General features: G+C 63.0%; 12 protein-coding genes. 5 read left to right on the top strand and 7 right to left on the bottom strand.

Annotated features, from left to right (window positions below; translation table 11 throughout):
* Window positions 1-25 precede the first annotated feature (25 nt).
* The 6 genes from ACR9Y2_RS30820 to mgtA form a co-directional block, all read right to left on the bottom strand.
* Window positions 26-1,609 (bottom strand): MSCRAMM family protein, encoded by a 1,584-nt coding sequence (locus ACR9Y2_RS30820; RefSeq protein WP_435045719.1) that lies wholly within the window; start codon window positions 1,607-1,609, stop codon window positions 26-28.
* Window positions 1,610-1,719: 110 nt separating this feature from the next.
* Window positions 1,720-4,188, bottom strand: a complete 2,469-nt coding sequence (locus ACR9Y2_RS30815) for an ABC transporter permease (RefSeq protein WP_435045718.1) — start codon at window positions 4,186-4,188, stop codon at window positions 1,720-1,722.
* Window positions 4,189-4,347: 159 nt separating this feature from the next.
* A complete protein-coding gene (locus tag ACR9Y2_RS30810) occupies window positions 4,348-5,292 on the bottom strand; it encodes an alpha/beta fold hydrolase (RefSeq protein ID WP_435045717.1) in 945 nt (314 codons plus the stop codon).
* Window positions 5,293-5,346: 54 nt separating this feature from the next.
* Window positions 5,347-6,294, bottom strand: a complete 948-nt coding sequence (locus tag ACR9Y2_RS30805; RefSeq protein ID WP_435045716.1) for an AraC family transcriptional regulator — start codon at window positions 6,292-6,294, stop codon at window positions 5,347-5,349.
* Between the two features lie 82 nt (window positions 6,295-6,376).
* Entirely contained in the window at window positions 6,377-9,256 is a 2,880-nt protein-coding gene (locus tag ACR9Y2_RS30800) for a cation-translocating P-type ATPase (protein ID WP_435045715.1), read from the bottom strand.
* Between the two features lie 6 nt (window positions 9,257-9,262).
* A complete protein-coding gene (mgtA, locus tag ACR9Y2_RS30795) occupies window positions 9,263-11,806 on the bottom strand; it encodes a magnesium-translocating P-type ATPase (RefSeq protein WP_435045714.1) in 2,544 nt (847 codons plus the stop codon).
* A 932-nt stretch (window positions 11,807-12,738) separates the two neighbouring features.
* On the opposite strand from mgtA, the gene ACR9Y2_RS30790 reads away from it, so the two are divergent.
* Window positions 12,739-13,131 (top strand): biotin/lipoyl-binding protein, encoded by a 393-nt coding sequence (locus ACR9Y2_RS30790; RefSeq protein ID WP_435045713.1) that lies wholly within the window; start codon window positions 12,739-12,741, stop codon window positions 13,129-13,131.
* Here ACR9Y2_RS30790 and ACR9Y2_RS30785 read toward each other — a convergent pair.
* Entirely contained in the window at window positions 13,128-13,502 is a 375-nt protein-coding gene (locus tag ACR9Y2_RS30785) for a DUF120 domain-containing protein (protein ID WP_435045712.1), read from the bottom strand. The two genes, ACR9Y2_RS30790 and ACR9Y2_RS30785, sit on opposite strands and share 4 nt — an antisense overlap.
* Before the next feature lie 136 nt (window positions 13,503-13,638).
* On the opposite strand from ACR9Y2_RS30785, the gene ACR9Y2_RS30780 reads away from it, so the two are divergent.
* From ACR9Y2_RS30780 to ACR9Y2_RS30765, 4 genes are all read left to right on the top strand, one after another.
* Window positions 13,639-14,247 (top strand): DVUA0089 family protein, encoded by a 609-nt coding sequence (locus tag ACR9Y2_RS30780; protein WP_435045711.1) that lies wholly within the window; start codon window positions 13,639-13,641, stop codon window positions 14,245-14,247.
* A 111-nt stretch (window positions 14,248-14,358) separates the two neighbouring features.
* Window positions 14,359-14,865 carry a hypothetical protein gene (locus tag ACR9Y2_RS30775; RefSeq protein ID WP_435045710.1) on the top strand — a complete coding sequence of 169 codons (507 nt, stop codon included), beginning with the start codon at window positions 14,359-14,361 and terminating at the stop codon, window positions 14,863-14,865.
* A 131-nt stretch (window positions 14,866-14,996) separates the two neighbouring features.
* Complete coding sequence (locus ACR9Y2_RS30770) at window positions 14,997-15,572, top strand: elongation factor P (protein ID WP_435045709.1); 576 nt, start codon at window positions 14,997-14,999, stop codon at window positions 15,570-15,572.
* A gap of 76 nt (window positions 15,573-15,648) precedes the next feature.
* A complete protein-coding gene (locus ACR9Y2_RS30765) occupies window positions 15,649-16,635 on the top strand; it encodes an OmpA family protein (protein ID WP_435045708.1) in 987 nt (328 codons plus the stop codon).
* Window positions 16,636-16,640: the final 5 nt, after the last annotated feature.

The following is a 16,640-nucleotide window of genomic DNA, read 5'->3' as shown; positions in this document are numbered from 1 at the left end:
ACTCGCCGGCCGTCCCCCGCCTTGCTCACTGGATCGCCGCCACCGGAATCACCCGCAACTGCGCGCTCTGTGTTTCTCCCGGGCCTACGGTGACTTCCGCGGCTTTCGCAGCGTATGGCTTGCGGAATTCGGGGTCCTGCCAGAGGTCGTCTTCCATTTCCTCCCACGCGTACAACTTGTACTTGCCCGGACGCAGGTTGGTGAACTGAACCTGCCCGCCGTCATCCACGGCCCGTTTCTCCAGTTGCGCGCGTGCGTCCTCGGGGATCAGGGTGACGACACCCGCGGGGATCGGCTTGCCTTGCTCGTCAATGACCGAGGCCGTGATGGTTCCGGCTGTGCTGCTGAGGACGATCTCGAGCTGGGTTGAGGCGGTGATCTCGAAGCCGTTGAGTGCGACTTCTTCTCCACCCAACTTGACGGCGCGGACATAGTGGCCAGCAGGAAGTGGGCCCAACACCGTCATGTCGTAGTGGCCGGGCCGTGGCCGGTTCGGGAACACAAAGCGGCCCGCAGCATCGGATCGCACCGAGTCGCCCTCCAGGATGGTCGAGTCCAGAAAGAAGACCCGGATCCCCTCCAGCTTTGACTTGACGCCGCTCTCGGCCAGCACGAACCGTCCGGTGACCAGCGGCGCGGGACTCATTGCGACAACGACGCCGTCGATATCGCCAGCAACACTGAGGGTTCCACGGCCGTATGCCTCCGGTCCGCCGGAGTTCACGTTGGCACGGATATCGTATTCGCCGGGCGGGACGGCCAAGTCAAATTCGTAGTCTGGCCCGCGGGTGGAAACGGAACCGCCATCCAGAGCGCCCTCCTCCCGAGGCACGAAGGCAACGGAAATGGTGGCCTGCGCTCCAGAGGGGGCGCCAATGACTTTTCCTTTGACATGCACCAAGCGGGAACGGGCCACCTTGACGAAGCGGATATCGATGCCGCCCACCTCGGCCCCAATGGCCACCTGGACCGGAGTGGCCGATTGACGGGAGAGCGAGTTGGGGTGGTAGACGGGCACGAAGGAAGCAGGCCTGGTGCCGGGTTGAGCGGGGTCGCCGTAGTGACTGTTAGCCTGCATCCGCCGGTTGACGGCCTGGAGGAGATAGGTACCCGGTGCAAGAGCGGGAACTCGGTATTCCCCCGCCTCATTGGCGGCTGCGGGCGTCTCGAGACGCTCCCAACGTTTCCGGCCCTGGCGATAGACCTGCCGGTACACCCAGACCAGTGCCCCCGGCGCAGGCTCGTCGTCGTCCTCCAGCACCCGGCCGCTGATTACACCTTGCGGCCGCAGACGGATGGCGGGCGCCGCGGCGTGGCCGGTCGATGCGAGCGTCACAGTGACCCTGGTTGGCCGCGGCAAATACCCGGCGTGGCTGGCGGTAAGCTGGTAAATCCCCGTGGGCAGCCCGGTGAACTGGAACTGCCCGGCTGCATCGGTGTCGGCGTTGAGAAGGATCGATCCGGCGGGTTGCGTGAGGGTGACGATCGCCTTGCGGATGGGGGCTGCGGTGAGCGAATTCACCACGAGGCCGTCGACTGACCCAAAGTAGGAGTTGGACTGTGCGAACGCTTGGACAACCGCGAACCCAGCCAGCAGGAGGCGCGTCATTTGGTGCTAATTTTATGACTAATGCCGCAGGATTGTCGAGGATCTCGGCAAAGCCATGAACACGGTTGGGGTCCAGCCGTGGAGTGCTTCCGGCGGAAGAGGCTGGCCGGCTACTCAGCCCGTAACGCCGACATTGGATCGATTCGTGTGGCTCGCCGTGCCGGCAGGCAGGTAGCCAGCAGAGTTACCAGTAATACGAGAAGGCCCGCGATGGCGTACACTTCGGGGCCGGCGAGGTCGAGGCCGGATTCGACGGTACTCGAGACCACCCGGGCGGCCGCGATGGCGGCGGCCACACCAGCGAACAGCCCCGTCAGCGTCAAGACCAGGGCATTGTTCAGCACCATCGCGAACACCTGCCGCCGCTGCGCCCCCAGGGCCATGCGCACACCGATCTCCCTCGTGCGTTCATTGACTGCATAAGCCATCACGCTGTACAGCCCGACCGCGGCCAGCAGCAGGGCCAGCAGGGCGAGAGCGGAGAGCATCGCGGCGGCGACGCGCTCGCCAAACAGGCCCGCCTGGGTCTGCTCGGCCAGCGTCGAAGGCTCATACAACGCACGGTTGCTGTCCATCGCCTGGACTTCCCGCCGCAGCGTTTCGCGGGCAGAGTCGAAGTCGCGGGTGCGGATGAAAAGGAAATTGTTGTGGCCGGAGTAGAAACTCTGGCCGAATGACGCGAAGACTGCCGGCGTTGCGCCTTCGCGAGGACTGCGGATTTTGCTGTCCCTCGCGATGCCGATGACGGTGCATTCGTCATTGTTCACGCGCAGCTTGCGGCCGATGGCGTTCAGGCCCGGGAAGAAACGCTGGGCCAGGGTCTGGTTGACGATGACGACCCGGGGGTGCGTGGCGTCATCCTGTGCGGCGAAATCGCGGCCCTCCAAGAGCGGAATCTTCATCAGGTCGAAGTAGCCAGGGGAGACCGCGGTCGCATAGACCGAGACCACACCCTGCGTATTTGCCGTGCCGGGGACGCGAATCCGATCGCTGGTGGAACCGAAGATGGACAGCGGCATCCCGTTGGCGTAGGCCACCTGGTCGATGCCCGGGGCAGACCGCAGGCGGGCACTGAGCTGCTGGGAGAAGGCCCGCTCCTGCTTGAGCGAATAGCCATTGGTGGAGAGGTGGAACTGCGCCGTCAGCACGTTGCGGGGCTCAAAGCCGAGGCGGGCGCGGGACAGCTTCTGGAAGGCATTGACGGCCAGGCCCGCCCCCACCAGGGCCATGGAGGCGAGGGCCACCTCGGCCACCACGAGCACGGCGCGGGCACGGTGGGTGCGGACACCAGGGGTGCCGCTTCGCGAGCCGTCCTTTAGAGATTCGTTGACATCCACCCGGGCGGCGTACAGCGCAGGCAGGAGGGTGGAGCAAAAGGCGGCCACGATCGCCACCAGGGCCGAAAAGGCAAGGACCATTGGACGCGGCTCCGGGCGCAGCAGCGGCTCGATCGCCTCGCGGAGCGTCGGGTCGAAGATGGGCATCACCTGGAATAGCGATTCGCCCAGCCACTGCGCCAGCAGAACTCCGACCACGGCTCCGGCACCCGCCAGGACGAGCACTTCAAAGAAGATCTGCCGCAGCAGCGCGGTGCGGCCGGCACCGAGGGCGATGCGGATGCCGAACTCCCGCTGGCGGCTCACGGAACGCGCCATCAGCAGGTTGGCCACATTGGCGCAGGCAATCATCAGGACCAGTGCGCATACTGCCATCAACAGGCGGAGGGGACTGCCGAGGCTGGCCTGCAGTCCAAAGGTGGCATCGGCCATGGGAACGACCGTGGCCCCAATGCCGCGGTGCGTATCGGGAAAGGCGGCGGCGATGCGCGCCCCGACCGCCGCAGCTTCCGCCCGGACCTGGGCCAGTGAGGCGTCGGACTTGCGGCGGATGATGACATCCAGGAAGCGGGCATTGCGGTCAGCGGCGGCCCACGTATTCAGGGCGCCGGCCTCCACAATGCGGCTGAGTGGAATCCAAACGTCGAACGCGGCTCCGCCATAGGTGCCGGCGAAGTTGGCTGGCGCGACGCCCACGATCACATACTGCTGGCCGTTGATGCGGGCCGACCGCCCCACCACGCCGGGATCGCCGCGGAAGTAGCTCACCCAGAAACGGTGGCTGATCACGGCGACGGCGTAGGCGCCTTTTTCGTCCCGGTCCTCCGCGGTGAGCAGCATGCGGCCGAGGGCCGGTTTGACCCCGAGGACATCGAAGTAGTTGGCCGACACCACTTGTCCCAGTACGCGCCGAGGATGGTCGACGGGGCCTACGGTGAAGAAGGCCAGGTGGGAAGCGACGACGCCGGCGGCGGACGTCATCTGGCGCTGGAAATCGCGGAAGTCAGGATGCTGGAGCTGGCCAATGCGGGGGTTGGTGGGCGAAGAGGCCTCGACGGCAAGCAATTCGTCAGGCTGGACGACACCCGGAATCGGCCGCAGCAGGAGCGAATCCACCCAGGCGAAAACCGTGGTGTTGGCGGCAATGCCCAGGGCTAGCGTGCCCACGACGATCGCCGAGAAGGCAGGCCGATTGCGCAGCAGGCGAATGGCAGAACCGAATTGCGTCCAAAGGTACCACATGTCACTAATTCAGACCGGCACGTCTGCTGCCACCATCTTATCTATTGATTCTATTGAGCTGAGAGGCGACGAAAGTGTGCGATTCCGGGACGCCGCCGTTCAGTTGCGCAGAGCGGCCGGCGCGTGCGGACGGCCCAGGCCGGTAGCTGGCCCGGTGGGTCAGAGTCCGGCCAGGAACTCCAGAAGCAGCCGATTCACCTCGTTGGGGCGCTCCTGCTGCGTCCAGTGACCCGCGCCGGGCAGCAGGACCTTTTTCGTCAAGTTCGGCACGTTTTCTTCCAGCGCATCATATTCGGGACGGAGAAACTCCAGTACAGGATCCTGCTCGCCGGCGATGAACAGCGCGGGCTGCAGGATCTTCGCACCGTCCAGAAACGGCGTCAGCGCCCAATTGCGATCCATGTTGCGGTAGTAGTTGAGGCCACCGGTGAAGCCGGTGCGCTGGAACTCGCCGGCGAAGACATCCACGTCTTCCTCGGTGATCCACGAAGGGCACTTGGCAGGAGGGGGGCTGGACGGAGGACCGGGTTCGCGAACCGGCTGAAAGCGCTCCTCGGGACCTGCTTCCGCGGACAGCGAATAGAGCCCGCGCAGAATGCTGGCACGGACATCGTATTTCAGGTACTGGTCGACCATCGGCGACCGGAGCCCGGCCTGATAGAAGACCTTGCCCGGGTAGGCCTGCTGTTCCCACTGGGTCTGATTTACTGGACGGCGCGGGACATAGGGCACGCTGAGCAGCGCAAGCGCGCGGAACATGTCCTGGCGCAGCAGGGCGAGGTGGGCAGCGATCCAGGCGCCCCAGTCGTGCCCAACGATGACGGCTGTCGATTCGCCCAAAGCATGGACCAGGCCGACGATGTCACCCGTGAGTTGAAAGATGTCGTAGGCCTCCAGCGGCTCGGGACAGCTGGTTTGGCCGTAGCCCCGCAGATCGGGTGCGACGACGCGGTAGCCCGCCGCGACGAGCGGCTCAAACTGGTGACGCCATGCGTACCAGAGTTCGGGGAAGCCGTGCAGGAGCAGAACCAGGGGTCCAGAGCCCTGCTGGGCATAGTGCATGCGAATGCCATTGGTTTCGGCAAATCGATGAGCGGGAAGCATGGGGGTCCAGATCCACAGGATAATCGCCGCAGCACGCGCGCTGCCACTCTGAGTTCAGAGCGGCCGCAGGGGCAGACACATCTCGATGTGGTAGCGGCCTTCCGGGTCCGTATCCGGATTGTTGAGATAGAACTCCATCGCAGGCCGGTGATCGGGCTGATAACCGCTGGCGGGCAGCCAGTCCGCGACCAGGGCATCCCACTGGGCGGCATAGTCCTGCAATTGGACGCGGACCTGCGCGGTGGCGTAGAGACCGCCCTCCAAGGTCCGGACCCCAATCTCGCCGCTGGGCGCCGTGCCCGCAGGCACCACGAGGGCAACTTCCAGGCGCTGCCTGGCGGCGGGTGTGAGGTTGGGGTTGTCCTGAAACAGGCTGAGGTAACGGAAGTCCGGCGGCATGAGGCCGCGCGGTCCGGCCCAAGTGAAGAGCTTGGTGAAGAGGCGGCGGAACAGCTCGGTGTCGCCCTTGTAGGCGCCGATGTGGCGGAGGTAGGCAATGGTGAGCGGCGCCAGGCGGCGCACTTGAACGTGCAGGGTAGTGTTGGTCATGGGATGCTCCTGGTGGCGGGCGGGATGGCCCGGCAGTTTCGAGAATCCCAGGGATGCAGGCGTTTCCGCTTCGCACGGCTTGCTATTCGTTTGACAGATCTTGCGATTCCGCCATTCGCCGGCGGGTACACCGTAGCCGGCCTTGAAGGCGCGGGCAAAGGCACTGGCACTGGAGAAGCCGCATTCCACGGCGATGTCCGAGATGCTGCGGAGGCGATGGAATACCAGCAATTGAGCCGCGCGCTCCAGGCGCAGCCTATGCACAAACGACTGCAGGGTCTCGCCCATCCAGGCGCTAAACAGGCGATGGAAGTGAAAGGGGCTGAAGCAGGCGACAGCCGCCAGGCGCTCCAAATCGAGGGGTTCGGTGAGATGGGCCTGGACGTGGTCCACCACCCTGTTCATCCGCGCGGCATATTCACGCCGGGTGGATTCAGAAACTCCTTCGACCATCCATCCACCATATCAATGCGGGGGTGCCGCGCTCCAAGCAGGCGGCCTCCGCGCAGCCTTTGCGGGATCTCTGCGTCGATGATCAAGCGGCGGCGTTGGTCGACCCCGGTGACTGTCGCGCCACCGGAGAGTCCTCCCCCGCGCGCTCCGCTGTTTCGGGCCGCTGCTTGATCCGAGCCACGAGCTTCATGCCTTCCACGATCCACAACACGCTGCTGGCGACGGCAATGGAGCGGAACCAATCCCCGCCACTCAACCTCACCGTGCCAAAAGCGGCCTGCAGAAATGGCACATAGATGACCAGGAAGTGCAGGGCAATAGACAACCCCACGGCAGCCCACATCCAGCCATTCCGAAATAGTCCGCGGAAAGCGCTCTGCGCATCCGATCGCGCGTTGAAGGCGTTGAACAACTGGAACAGCATCAGGGTGGTGAAGGCCATGGTCCGCCCGTACTCGATACCACCGGGCCCTTCAAAGAAACCGCCGGGTAGCGCCGCGTCGAAAACCAGCAGCGTACCGGCCGCCATCACCAGGCCCACAATCGCGATGTCCCAGCGCATCTTTGCGTTGATGACACCCTCGCTCCTGGGGCGGGGCGGCCGTCGCATCAGATCCGGCTCAGCAGGGTCGACTCCGAGTGCCAGCGCCGGGGCTCCGTCGGTCAGAAGGTTGATCCAAAGGATCTGTGTGGCCAGCAGCGGCAGGACCAGTGTTCCCTTGTCGCCAAGCCCCAGCGGCCGTGCCAGCACCACGGACAGGAAGACCGTCAGTACCTCGCCTGCGTTCGACGACAACAGGTACTCGAGAAACTTCCGGATGTTGGAAAAGACCGCCCGGCCCTCTTCCACCGCCGCGACGATGGTGGCGAAGTTGTCGTCGGTGAGCACGAGATCCGCCGCTTCCTTCGAGACGTCGGTGCCCGTGATCCCCATGGCTACCCCGATATCGGACGACTTCAGCGCCGGGGCGTCATTCACACCATCGCCGGTCATGGCGACAATCTCGCCATTGCCCTGCAATGCTTTCACAATTCTCAGCTTGTGCTTGGGATTGACGCGCGCATAGACGGAGATCTCTTGGGTGGCCTTTGCCAGTTCCGGCTCGGACATCCGTTCGAGCTCCGTGCCCGTGAGGACTCGATCGTCGGACGAGATGCCTAGCTCCCTGGCGATAGCAACCGCCGTACCGGGGTGGTCGCCGGTAATCAGCATGGGCCGGATCCCGGCAGCCTTCGCCCGCTCGACGGCCGCGCCTGCCTCAGGACGTGGCGGATCGATCATCCCAATCAAGCCCAGAAAGGTGAGGCCGTGCTCGAACTCAGAGGCCTTCCGCCCTGCCTCCTTGGCGGAGTCTTCGGAGTCCAACGACCGGGAGGCGGTGCCCAGTGTGCGCAGGGCCTCCGCCGCCATCTCCTCCGTGATCAGGAGAATCTGCGCCCTACGTTCCGGTGTCAGTGGCACTGCCTTCTCGCCGGAGAGTTCGTGTGTGCAGCGTTCCAGCAGCGTACCCGGTGCGCCTTTCGTGAAGAGGAGGCGGTGTCCAGAGGGTCCGCCGTCCTGATTCACGGTACTCATCAGCTTGCGCTCAGACGAGAACGCCGCTTCCGAGAGCCGCGGAAATCTCCCGCGGGTCTCACCGGCCTCCAGGCCCGCCTTCCGTGCCGCCGAAAGCAGTGCACCTTCGGTTGGATCTCCCTGGATACTCCAGGCACCCTGCTTCTCATTGAGCTGGGCGTTGTTGGCCAGAACGGCCGCCTGCAGCAACTGATCCGTCTCCTGCTTCCAGGCGCCCGATAGCTCCTGCAAGCCCTGCGGCAGCAAAGCTCCCTCAGGCGAGTAGCCCGTACCGGTCACGTCCACTCGCCCGGCCGCGGTGACCAATACCCGCACTGTCATCTCATTCCGAGTCAGCGTGCCGGTCTTGTCAGACGCGATGATGGTGGCGGAGCCCAGCGCTTCCACGGCTGGCAGTTTGCGCACAATCGCGCCGCGCCGAGCCATTCGTTGCACCCCCATCGCCAGCACCACGGTGACCACGGCCGCCAGCCCTTCTGGCGCCGCCGCCACGGCAAGCGCCACGCCGAACATTAGTACCTGAACAACCGTGGCCGCGTCGTGTGCTCCGTACAGCATCAGCAGGGAAGCCACCACCACCGCGGCAATGACAACCACGGTGGTCCCCAGTTGCTTACCCAGCCGGTCGAGCTCCCGCTGTAGCGGCGTCGTAGGGGACTTCGTGGTCTTCAACATGCCGGCGATCCGGCCCAGTTCCGTGCTCATCCCCGTGGCGGTCACCACTGCCCGGCCGTGCCCAAAACTGACGGTGGTGCCGGCGAAGATCATGTTCAGACGGTCGCCGATGCCAGCATCACTCGCTACCGGCTGAGTGCTTTTGGTAACGGGCGAACTCTCGCCGGTGAGAGAAGCCTCCAGCGTCTGCAGTTCGGCCACGGCAAGGAGCCGCGCGTCGGCAGGCACGGTGTCGCCTTCATTGATGATGAGCAAGTCGCCCGGCACCAGGTCGCGGGTGACTAGCCGGCGCTGTACTCCGTCCCGGACCAAACTGGCCTCGGGCGCTGCCATCGCCCGCAAGGAGGCCAAAGCCTTCTCCGCTTGCCCTTCCTGGAGGAATCCGAGAATCGCATTCAGGAGCAGAATCGTGATGATGACCAGGCCCTCGTAGGGCAGACTGGTTTCCCGCTCAACGGCCCAAACGATACACGAGATGACCGCGGCGGCCACCAGCAGCAGGACAAGGGCGTCTTTGAATTGCAGTAGAAACCGCCGCCAGGCGGAGACAGCGGCTTCGCGCTCCAGTTCATTGGCGCCGAGGCGTTCGAGGCGTGCCTGGGCTTCGGATGAGCTCAGTCCGGCGGTGGTGTCGGTACCCATTGCGGAGGCGACATCTGCCGCCACCCTTGCGTGCGGTGCAGTCTCTTCAGCGTTGAGGTTTTCAGGCATTGGGGTCTATAACAGGGCGTGTTTGCGGTAGAACCAGGTCTTCACGACCTGCACGACGAAAAGGTAAGTAATGGCCAGGGCGGTGATCGCGCCCAGCAGTGGCAGCGGAAGTGGGACGAGGCTCAACAGCCCGCCCAGGGGGGTATACGGCAACACAGTTGCGATGGCCACGATCGAAAACACGGCAATCATCAAAGGTGAGCTCGGCCTGCTCTTCAGCGGGTTACCGGCTGTTCGAATGACAAACACGACCAGCGTCTGCGTCGCCAGGGATTCGACAAACCACGCGGTGCGAAACAGCGAGGCGTTGGCCCACGCATGGAAGCCCCAAAGTAGAATTCCGAAGGTCAGGAAGTCGTAGACCGAACTGATGGGGCCAATGATCGTCATGAACTGGCGAATGAAGCCAATCTGCCATCGCTTGGGTTGGCGCAACAGTGCTGGATCGACATTGTCGCTGGGGATACTGATCTGCGAGATGTCGTAGAGGAAGTTATTCAGCAGGACCTGGGTCGGAAGCATCGGAAGAAATGGTAGAAATAGCGATGCGCCTGCCATGCTGAACATGTTACCGAAATTCGAACTCGTGCCCATCACTATGTACTTCATGATGTTCGCGAAGCAGCGGCGCCCCTCCACCACCCCCTCGTTCAACACCGCCAGGTCTTTCTCGAGCAGGATGATCTTGGCCGATTCCTTCGCTACGCCGACGCCATTCATCACGGAGATGCCGACGTCGGCTGTATGCAGGGATGGAGCGTCATTGATCCCGTCCCCCATATAGCCGACAACGTGTCCGCGCGCCTTCAGTGCAAGAATCACCCGGTTCTTCTGCTCTGGAGAGACACGCGCGAAAATTGCACCGTTCTCGGCTTGAACGGCCAAGGCTGCGTCGTCCATTGTGTCCACCTGGCCGCCAGTAACGATGATCTCTGCCGGCAACCCCACATCGCGGGCTACCTTCTGAGTCACATACTGGTTGTCCCCGGTCATCACGACAATCGAGACGCCATTCTGTTTCAGCGATTCGAGCACGGCGTGAATGCCCTCTTTGGGCGGATCGAGGAACGCCGCAAACCCGGCGAGCGTCATCTCCTGCTCCGCGACCGGGGCGTAGCTGGCCTGCCCCTCCACGTTCTTTACCGCCACCCCCAGCACGCGGTATCCGTCAGCACTCAGGCGCTGGAACGTCTCGGCCGCGTTCGCCTGGCGCGCGGCATCGAACGGCTGCACGGCACCATCCACGAGGACCGTCTGGCAGATGCCAAATACGCTCTCGGCCTCGCCTTTGGTCACCAACTGAATCTCTGCCCCGTGCTGCACCACCACAGATAGACGCTTCCGGCTGAAGTCAAAGGGAATCTCGTCGAGCTTTTCGTATTCCACTATCGAAGGACGTTCGTGCTTCAGGACCGCCTCGTCCAGCGGGCTCTTGATGCCGGCCTCGAAGTAGCTGTTCAAGTAGACCAGGCGCAGGACATTGTCATCATCCTTACCGTCCAGGTCCACGTGCCGGTCCAGGACAATCTCTCCTTCTGTGAGCGTCCCCGTCTTGTCGCTGCACAGGATCGTCACACTGCCGAAGTCCTCGATGGCCGAGAGCTGTTTGACCAGCACCTTCTTCTTCGCCATCCGTCTCGCGCCCTGGGCCAGCGTGACGGTAATGATCAACGGCATCATCTCCGGGGTCATGCCAACCGCGAGCGCTACTGCGAACAGGAATGATTCGAGCAGCGGCCGGTGCAGCAGGACATTCACCAGCAGCACAAACAGGACGAGCGCCATGATCACGCGCGTGATCATCATTCCGAACTGGCGTATGCCCCGCCCAAATTCGGTTTCCGGCGGCCGCGCGGCCAGTCGTTGGGCAATCCCGCCCAGGGCTGTGTCGCGTCCGGTGCAGACTACGACAGCCGTACCCAGGCCGGTCTGAACCGCCGTGCTCAGGAACACGCTGTTTCTCGCTTCCACAGCACTGTGCTTTCCAACTGGCAAGTTGTCCGCGGTCTTCTCCACCGGCAGCGATTCTCCGGTGAGGGCGGACTCGCGTACGTGCAGGTCCCTGACATCCAGCAGGCGGCAGTCCGCCGGCACAAGGTCCCCCGCATTCAGCCGGATAATATCGCCTGGAACCAGATCCGCCACCGGCAATTCCTGTTCCTTGCCATCACGCACGACGGCGGCGGTGGTGGCCACCTGCTTGCGGATCTCATCCACGGCGTGCTTCGCCTGGAACTCCATGAAGAAATTCAGCAGCACGCTGAGCAGAACCATGGCAATGATGATCAGGCCGCTCAGAGGGTCACCCATCACCAGCGAGACGGAGCTCGCGGCGATGAGGATGATCACCAGAGGATTGGCGAAACTGCGCAGGATGCTGATCAGCGTGGCGAAACGCGACTCCCGCACCAACGTGTTGGGACCATGTTGCCGCAGCCGCTGCCGCGCTTCCTCTGAATTCAGGCCGGCCGGCGTGGCCTGCAGCTGCTGCAGCAGGTCCGCGAGAGGCCGGTCCCAAAAGCTGTCAAACGGTGTTACTTGACCTTGCATCTCTGTCCAGCTTCAACTTCTCCGGACGCCCCTCTGCAGCTGCCACACACAGCCGGTCCTTCCTTGAGTGCTCGTGCGGACCGGGCACAGCACGTCCGCGGTCGTGGGGAGGCCGGCCACAGCGAAACAGTCTGTTGCCATCTCGAGATACCCTCAAGTCCTACGGAGTAAGCTCCGTTACGCGTGAATCTTCCGGTGTCGAGACGACTCAATTCGACTGCCCCTGATTCCCGAGCGAACTCCATTTCCAAGCCGGCACGGCTGTCCGCCCGTCTTCCTGAAGCGTGGAGAGATGCAATTCGCTCTCCACATCCATGCGTGTCGCGGAGCGCTGCCTGATCGCAGTGGACGTTCGAGTGGTTGCCGCTTCCCAGCCCATGCACCAGGCACACCCTCGGTTGCGGCCATTCTCGTGCTCTTGACAGCGCAGGCATCTACCTCAGTTGACAGCTGGTCACGATCACATATTGATGACTGGGCGGTCTGGAGGAGGGTAGAGTCGTCTCCCCGGCACAAAGCCTTCTATTCGGCGTGCCTATCCCAGGAAACGAAGGGAAGCCCCGCAAGGGGCTTCTCGGCTGAACGGCAAAATCACCTCGCGCGCCATGGATGTCTTTACCCCCACGTCCTGAACCGCGCGCGCGTTGGCCATCTGGCTAGTTCCCGGCCCGCGCATTCGTGCGGGCTGCAACTCACAACCAACCCTGCCCCAACCGTTTTCCAGCGCCCCCTTGCTGCTGCTATCGACCTCAACTGGTCAATTGACCAAATAGGGTCGCGGGATCAGCCTGGCCCACCAGTCTTTGCCGTGCGAGCGGCTACCCCTTCTCAGCCACCCCCTCGCTACGCCCCGCAGTTCCTCGCATTTCAGCAGCAAACTGGTCCGGCCCGTCCTGATCGTTGGCCTCGAACGTGCCCATCAAACCCTCAGTATGCAGAGGAAATCAGCCGCGTTGCTATTGCTTGGATCGTGTGCTTTGGCCGGCTTCGGAGCCTGGGTGTATCTCGAACAGAGCGGCGGCACACAATTCCGGACGGCCGCTGTCGAACACGGGGACATCAACGTAGCCATCTCGGCCACGGGCAGTCCCAACGCGGTGGTCACCGTACAAATCGGTTCGCAGGTTTCAGGCACCATCCAGTCGTTGTACGCCGACTTCAACACAAAGGTGACGAAAGACCAATTGATCGCCCGCATCGATCCGGCGGCCCTGCAGGCCAGGGTCGACCAGGGCCAGGCTAGCCTTGATTCGGCGCGCGAGGGTGTGGCCAACGCTGAGCATCGACGCGCTCCGCTACGAATAGATCGTGCGGCCCGCGGCTAGGGCAGTTCCACTTCGACAAGATCGCCATCCTGCAACGAATACGCATCGCGAAGCCGGATGTCCGTGGCGATTTCGATAAGGTTGCGGGGATGGTGGCCCGTTCCGTTCTCATTCTGGTCCGTCCGGAGCAGGAACGCGGATCGACCGAAAATGCGGCACGGAATGATGTTGACAGAGACCCGCCCGCCGTCCTCATGGGCCTCCAGTCGAAGGGGATCAGGTGGCAGCGAGTAGGGCTCCGGAAGTTCCACATTGAGCGTTCCGGGATATAGACGCATGCCGGTCTTCCGCTCATAATGGTCAGCCAACTGTCCAATCCAGTATCCGAAGTTGCCCAGGCCGCTGACGAGCCTGCCGCGCAGGAGTGGCATGCCACCAGGATATCGGGCACACAAGGCGCCCCGGGCTCCGGGCACGATGCAGCCCTCATTACACTTTGTCTTATTTCGGAGCTTTAACTCTTGAACTGGCGGGAGGCCGGGTATATACTCCACAGCCAGATACGACATGCGCCGCTTCCTTCGACTTCTTGCGGTGTACCTCTGTGGCTGTTTATGCGCCAAGGCAGGGGTCATTTCGCTGACAGGCAATCTCGACCCAGGCAATCCAAACGACGTCCTGCTCTTTGAAATCAACCTCGCGGCTCCGGGTTCCCTGATTGTCGAGAGCTGGGGGTTCGCAGGGGGCACGAATGCCGCAGGAGTTGTGATCCCCGCGGGCGGCTTCGACCCGTATGTCTCACTGTTCCAGGGCGCCGGTCCAGTTGCTGTGTTCCTGACTTCAAACGATGACAAATGCCCGGACCTGGACGACGCCTGCAGGGACTCCCGCTTGGAGTTGAGCGGGCTGGCGCCCGGCGTCTACACGATCGCCCTAGGCGTTTTCCTCAACATGTCCATCGCCGAAAACTATGGCGGCGGAACCCTAGGCGACGGCTTCACCGGCTTGGGCAGCTACTACGATTGGACCACTGGCTCCGATAGGAGCAGCGCGTACGCCATCGATATCACCGGCGACATCACCAGCGTCCCGGAACCATCGCCGCGCTCATCACTGTGCCTGGTTGCCGCCATCAGCCTGATCTGGCTGCGGCGCCACGCCTCCGGTCCTCGGTAAACCTGATTGCACTGATTGAACCGAAGTTCGTGCGCCTTCGTACGAAACCTGTCTTCCGTCTGGAGGACGGACGAGACTTACGCTTTTTCTTGTGGGAGGGAGGAGATTGACATGATGTTCCTGCAGAAAAACATCGGATGGATCGCGTGTGTCTTCGTGATCATCCTGGCTCTCATCCTGGGACTGCCTGGCACAGCCCAGACAGCGTCAGTCAAACCGGTGGTCATTCGCGATCTGGATAACGGCGACCGCGCGGAGCTCTACATTCGCGATATCACGGTTCTGCAATTCGACGGGCTGCGCGCCAGCGATGAGTGTCTGGATCTCGTGCCGGCAGGCAAGCGACTCATCGTGGAGCATGTCACGGCCCGGGTTCGAGTGCCCATCGGGCAATCTGTTTACGCAGGATTGAAGATCGGCGGAATTCGATTCGGCACCTTTGTGCCCCTGGTCTCGCAAGGGATCCTGGATGGGACTCAGCTGCTGGTGAGCTCGACTCCGGCCAAACTCCGCATAGGTGCTGGTGATCGAGGATGCATGCTGCTCGCCCGCGACCTGGCGGTAGGGCAGGCGACGGGCCTGTTCACCCTGTCGGGCTATGTGATCGACGTGCCGTAAACTCGCGACCGGCCCGCAGAGGAGCGGGGGATGGAACTGAAGGCCGCCGCTCGCAAGGAATACCCGGTTTGAGCGAAAATTGAAGTTGGGCTTGCATTCCATTCCCCTGCACATCCGCCCTTGAGGAGTCTATGGCCGTATTGATTGATGCGATCAGCGTGAAGCGTAGAACTTTGTTCGAGCACGAGAACATTCCGTACACCTGCCTGGAGGCAGAGGTCAACACGCCCACCGCGCGGGGCGGCCAGACGCTGGTTCGCCTGAAGATCCGCAACCTGCTCACCAACGCAGTGTTCGAGAAGACCTTTAAGGCGAGCGACAAGTTCAAGGAACCCGATCTGTCAAGAGTCGCAGCCTCGTTTCTCTACAGCACCGGCGACGGCGCGGAGTTCCTCGACCAGGAGAGCTTCGAGACGCATTCGCTCTCTGACGACATGCTCGGCGGAGCCAAGGATTTCCTCATCGCCGGCGCCATCGTGGAGATGCTCAAGTACAACGGCAATCCCATCGGGTTGGAACTGCCGGCCTTCGTCGAACTGGAAGTGACGTCGACTGAGCCTGGAGTGAAGGGCGATTCGTCCAGTGGCACGGTGACCAAGCCGGCCACCCTGGAAACCGGCCTGGAGATCCGCGTCCCACTCTTCATCAAGGAAGGCGAGAAGGTGCGTGTCTCGACGGAGACACGCGGCTTCGCCGGCCGGGCGTAACCCGATTTTCTGAGAGCGGATTGGGCGCGAACGGGCCCACGGAAGCCGCTGGGCTACAATGCGTCCAGAGGATGCAATGACTGCCCACACTGGCTCCGCACTTGGTCTGTTCGCACTCACTCTCGCGCTCCCCGCCCTGGCGGCCGACGTCCCGGGGTCGCAGGATCCCGCCGGGGTCAAGCGCTACACCGGCAGCGAAATCATCGGCTTCCGGGCCGCGAAGTTCGATGAGTTCGTGCTGCCGCTGGGCCCGCCCACCGAAATCAGCCCGCCGAAATTTGCCAAGAGCCTGAAGGTGGACGGGTTGATCAGCCGGTATACCTATGCGGCGCCCGCCGGCCGTTCGCCGGCCGAGGTGTTCCGCAACTACCAGCTCGAGTTTCAGCGACTGGGCCTGACGACGCTCTATCAGAAGGGCACTGCTGAGCGGGGCTGGTTCGGCCCCACCCTGAGCCAGGTCTCGGAGGAAGACCAGATCGGCCAGATCCTGGAGTACAACGAGGCGCAGGAGCGCCTGCTGGTGGCGAAGTCAAAGGACGCCAAGCCCACCTATTTCTACCTGTTCGTCACCAGTTATAAGGATGGGGTGATTCCCGAGCGGCTGCAGAGCGCGGTTCAGAAGGACATCGTGCTGGCCGAACTGATCGTCATTGCCCCGCAGGCGATGGAAAAGAACATGACGCTGCTGAATGCGGCGGAGATGTCGAAGTCGATCGACGATTTGGGCAAGGTCGTGCTCTACGGCATCAACTTCGATCTCGATAAAGATACGCTACGCCCGGATTCTGAGCCGACGCTGAAGGAGATCGGGAAGCTGATGACGGACAACCCGCGACTGAGTATTCATGTCGTGGGCCATACCGACAATCAGGGCAAGCCCGATTACAACCTCGATCTCAGCCGGCGCCGGGCGGCGGCCGTGGCCCGGGAACTCACCTCGAAGTACGGAGTAGCAGCCGCCCGCATGGATTCATTTGGCTGCGGACCTTATGCGCCCGCGGCGTCGAACACGTCGGAAGAGGAACGGGCCAAGAACCGCCGCGTCGAGCTCGTGCGCTGGTAGAGGCG

It is taken from the genome of Paludibaculum fermentans (genome assembly GCF_051172195.1).
GTDB classification, from domain to species: domain Bacteria; phylum Acidobacteriota; class Terriglobia; order Bryobacterales; family Bryobacteraceae; genus Paludibaculum; species Paludibaculum fermentans_A.
Note: the sequence above shows the minus strand (reverse complement) of the source record. Positions and strands in the feature narration are given on the sequence as shown.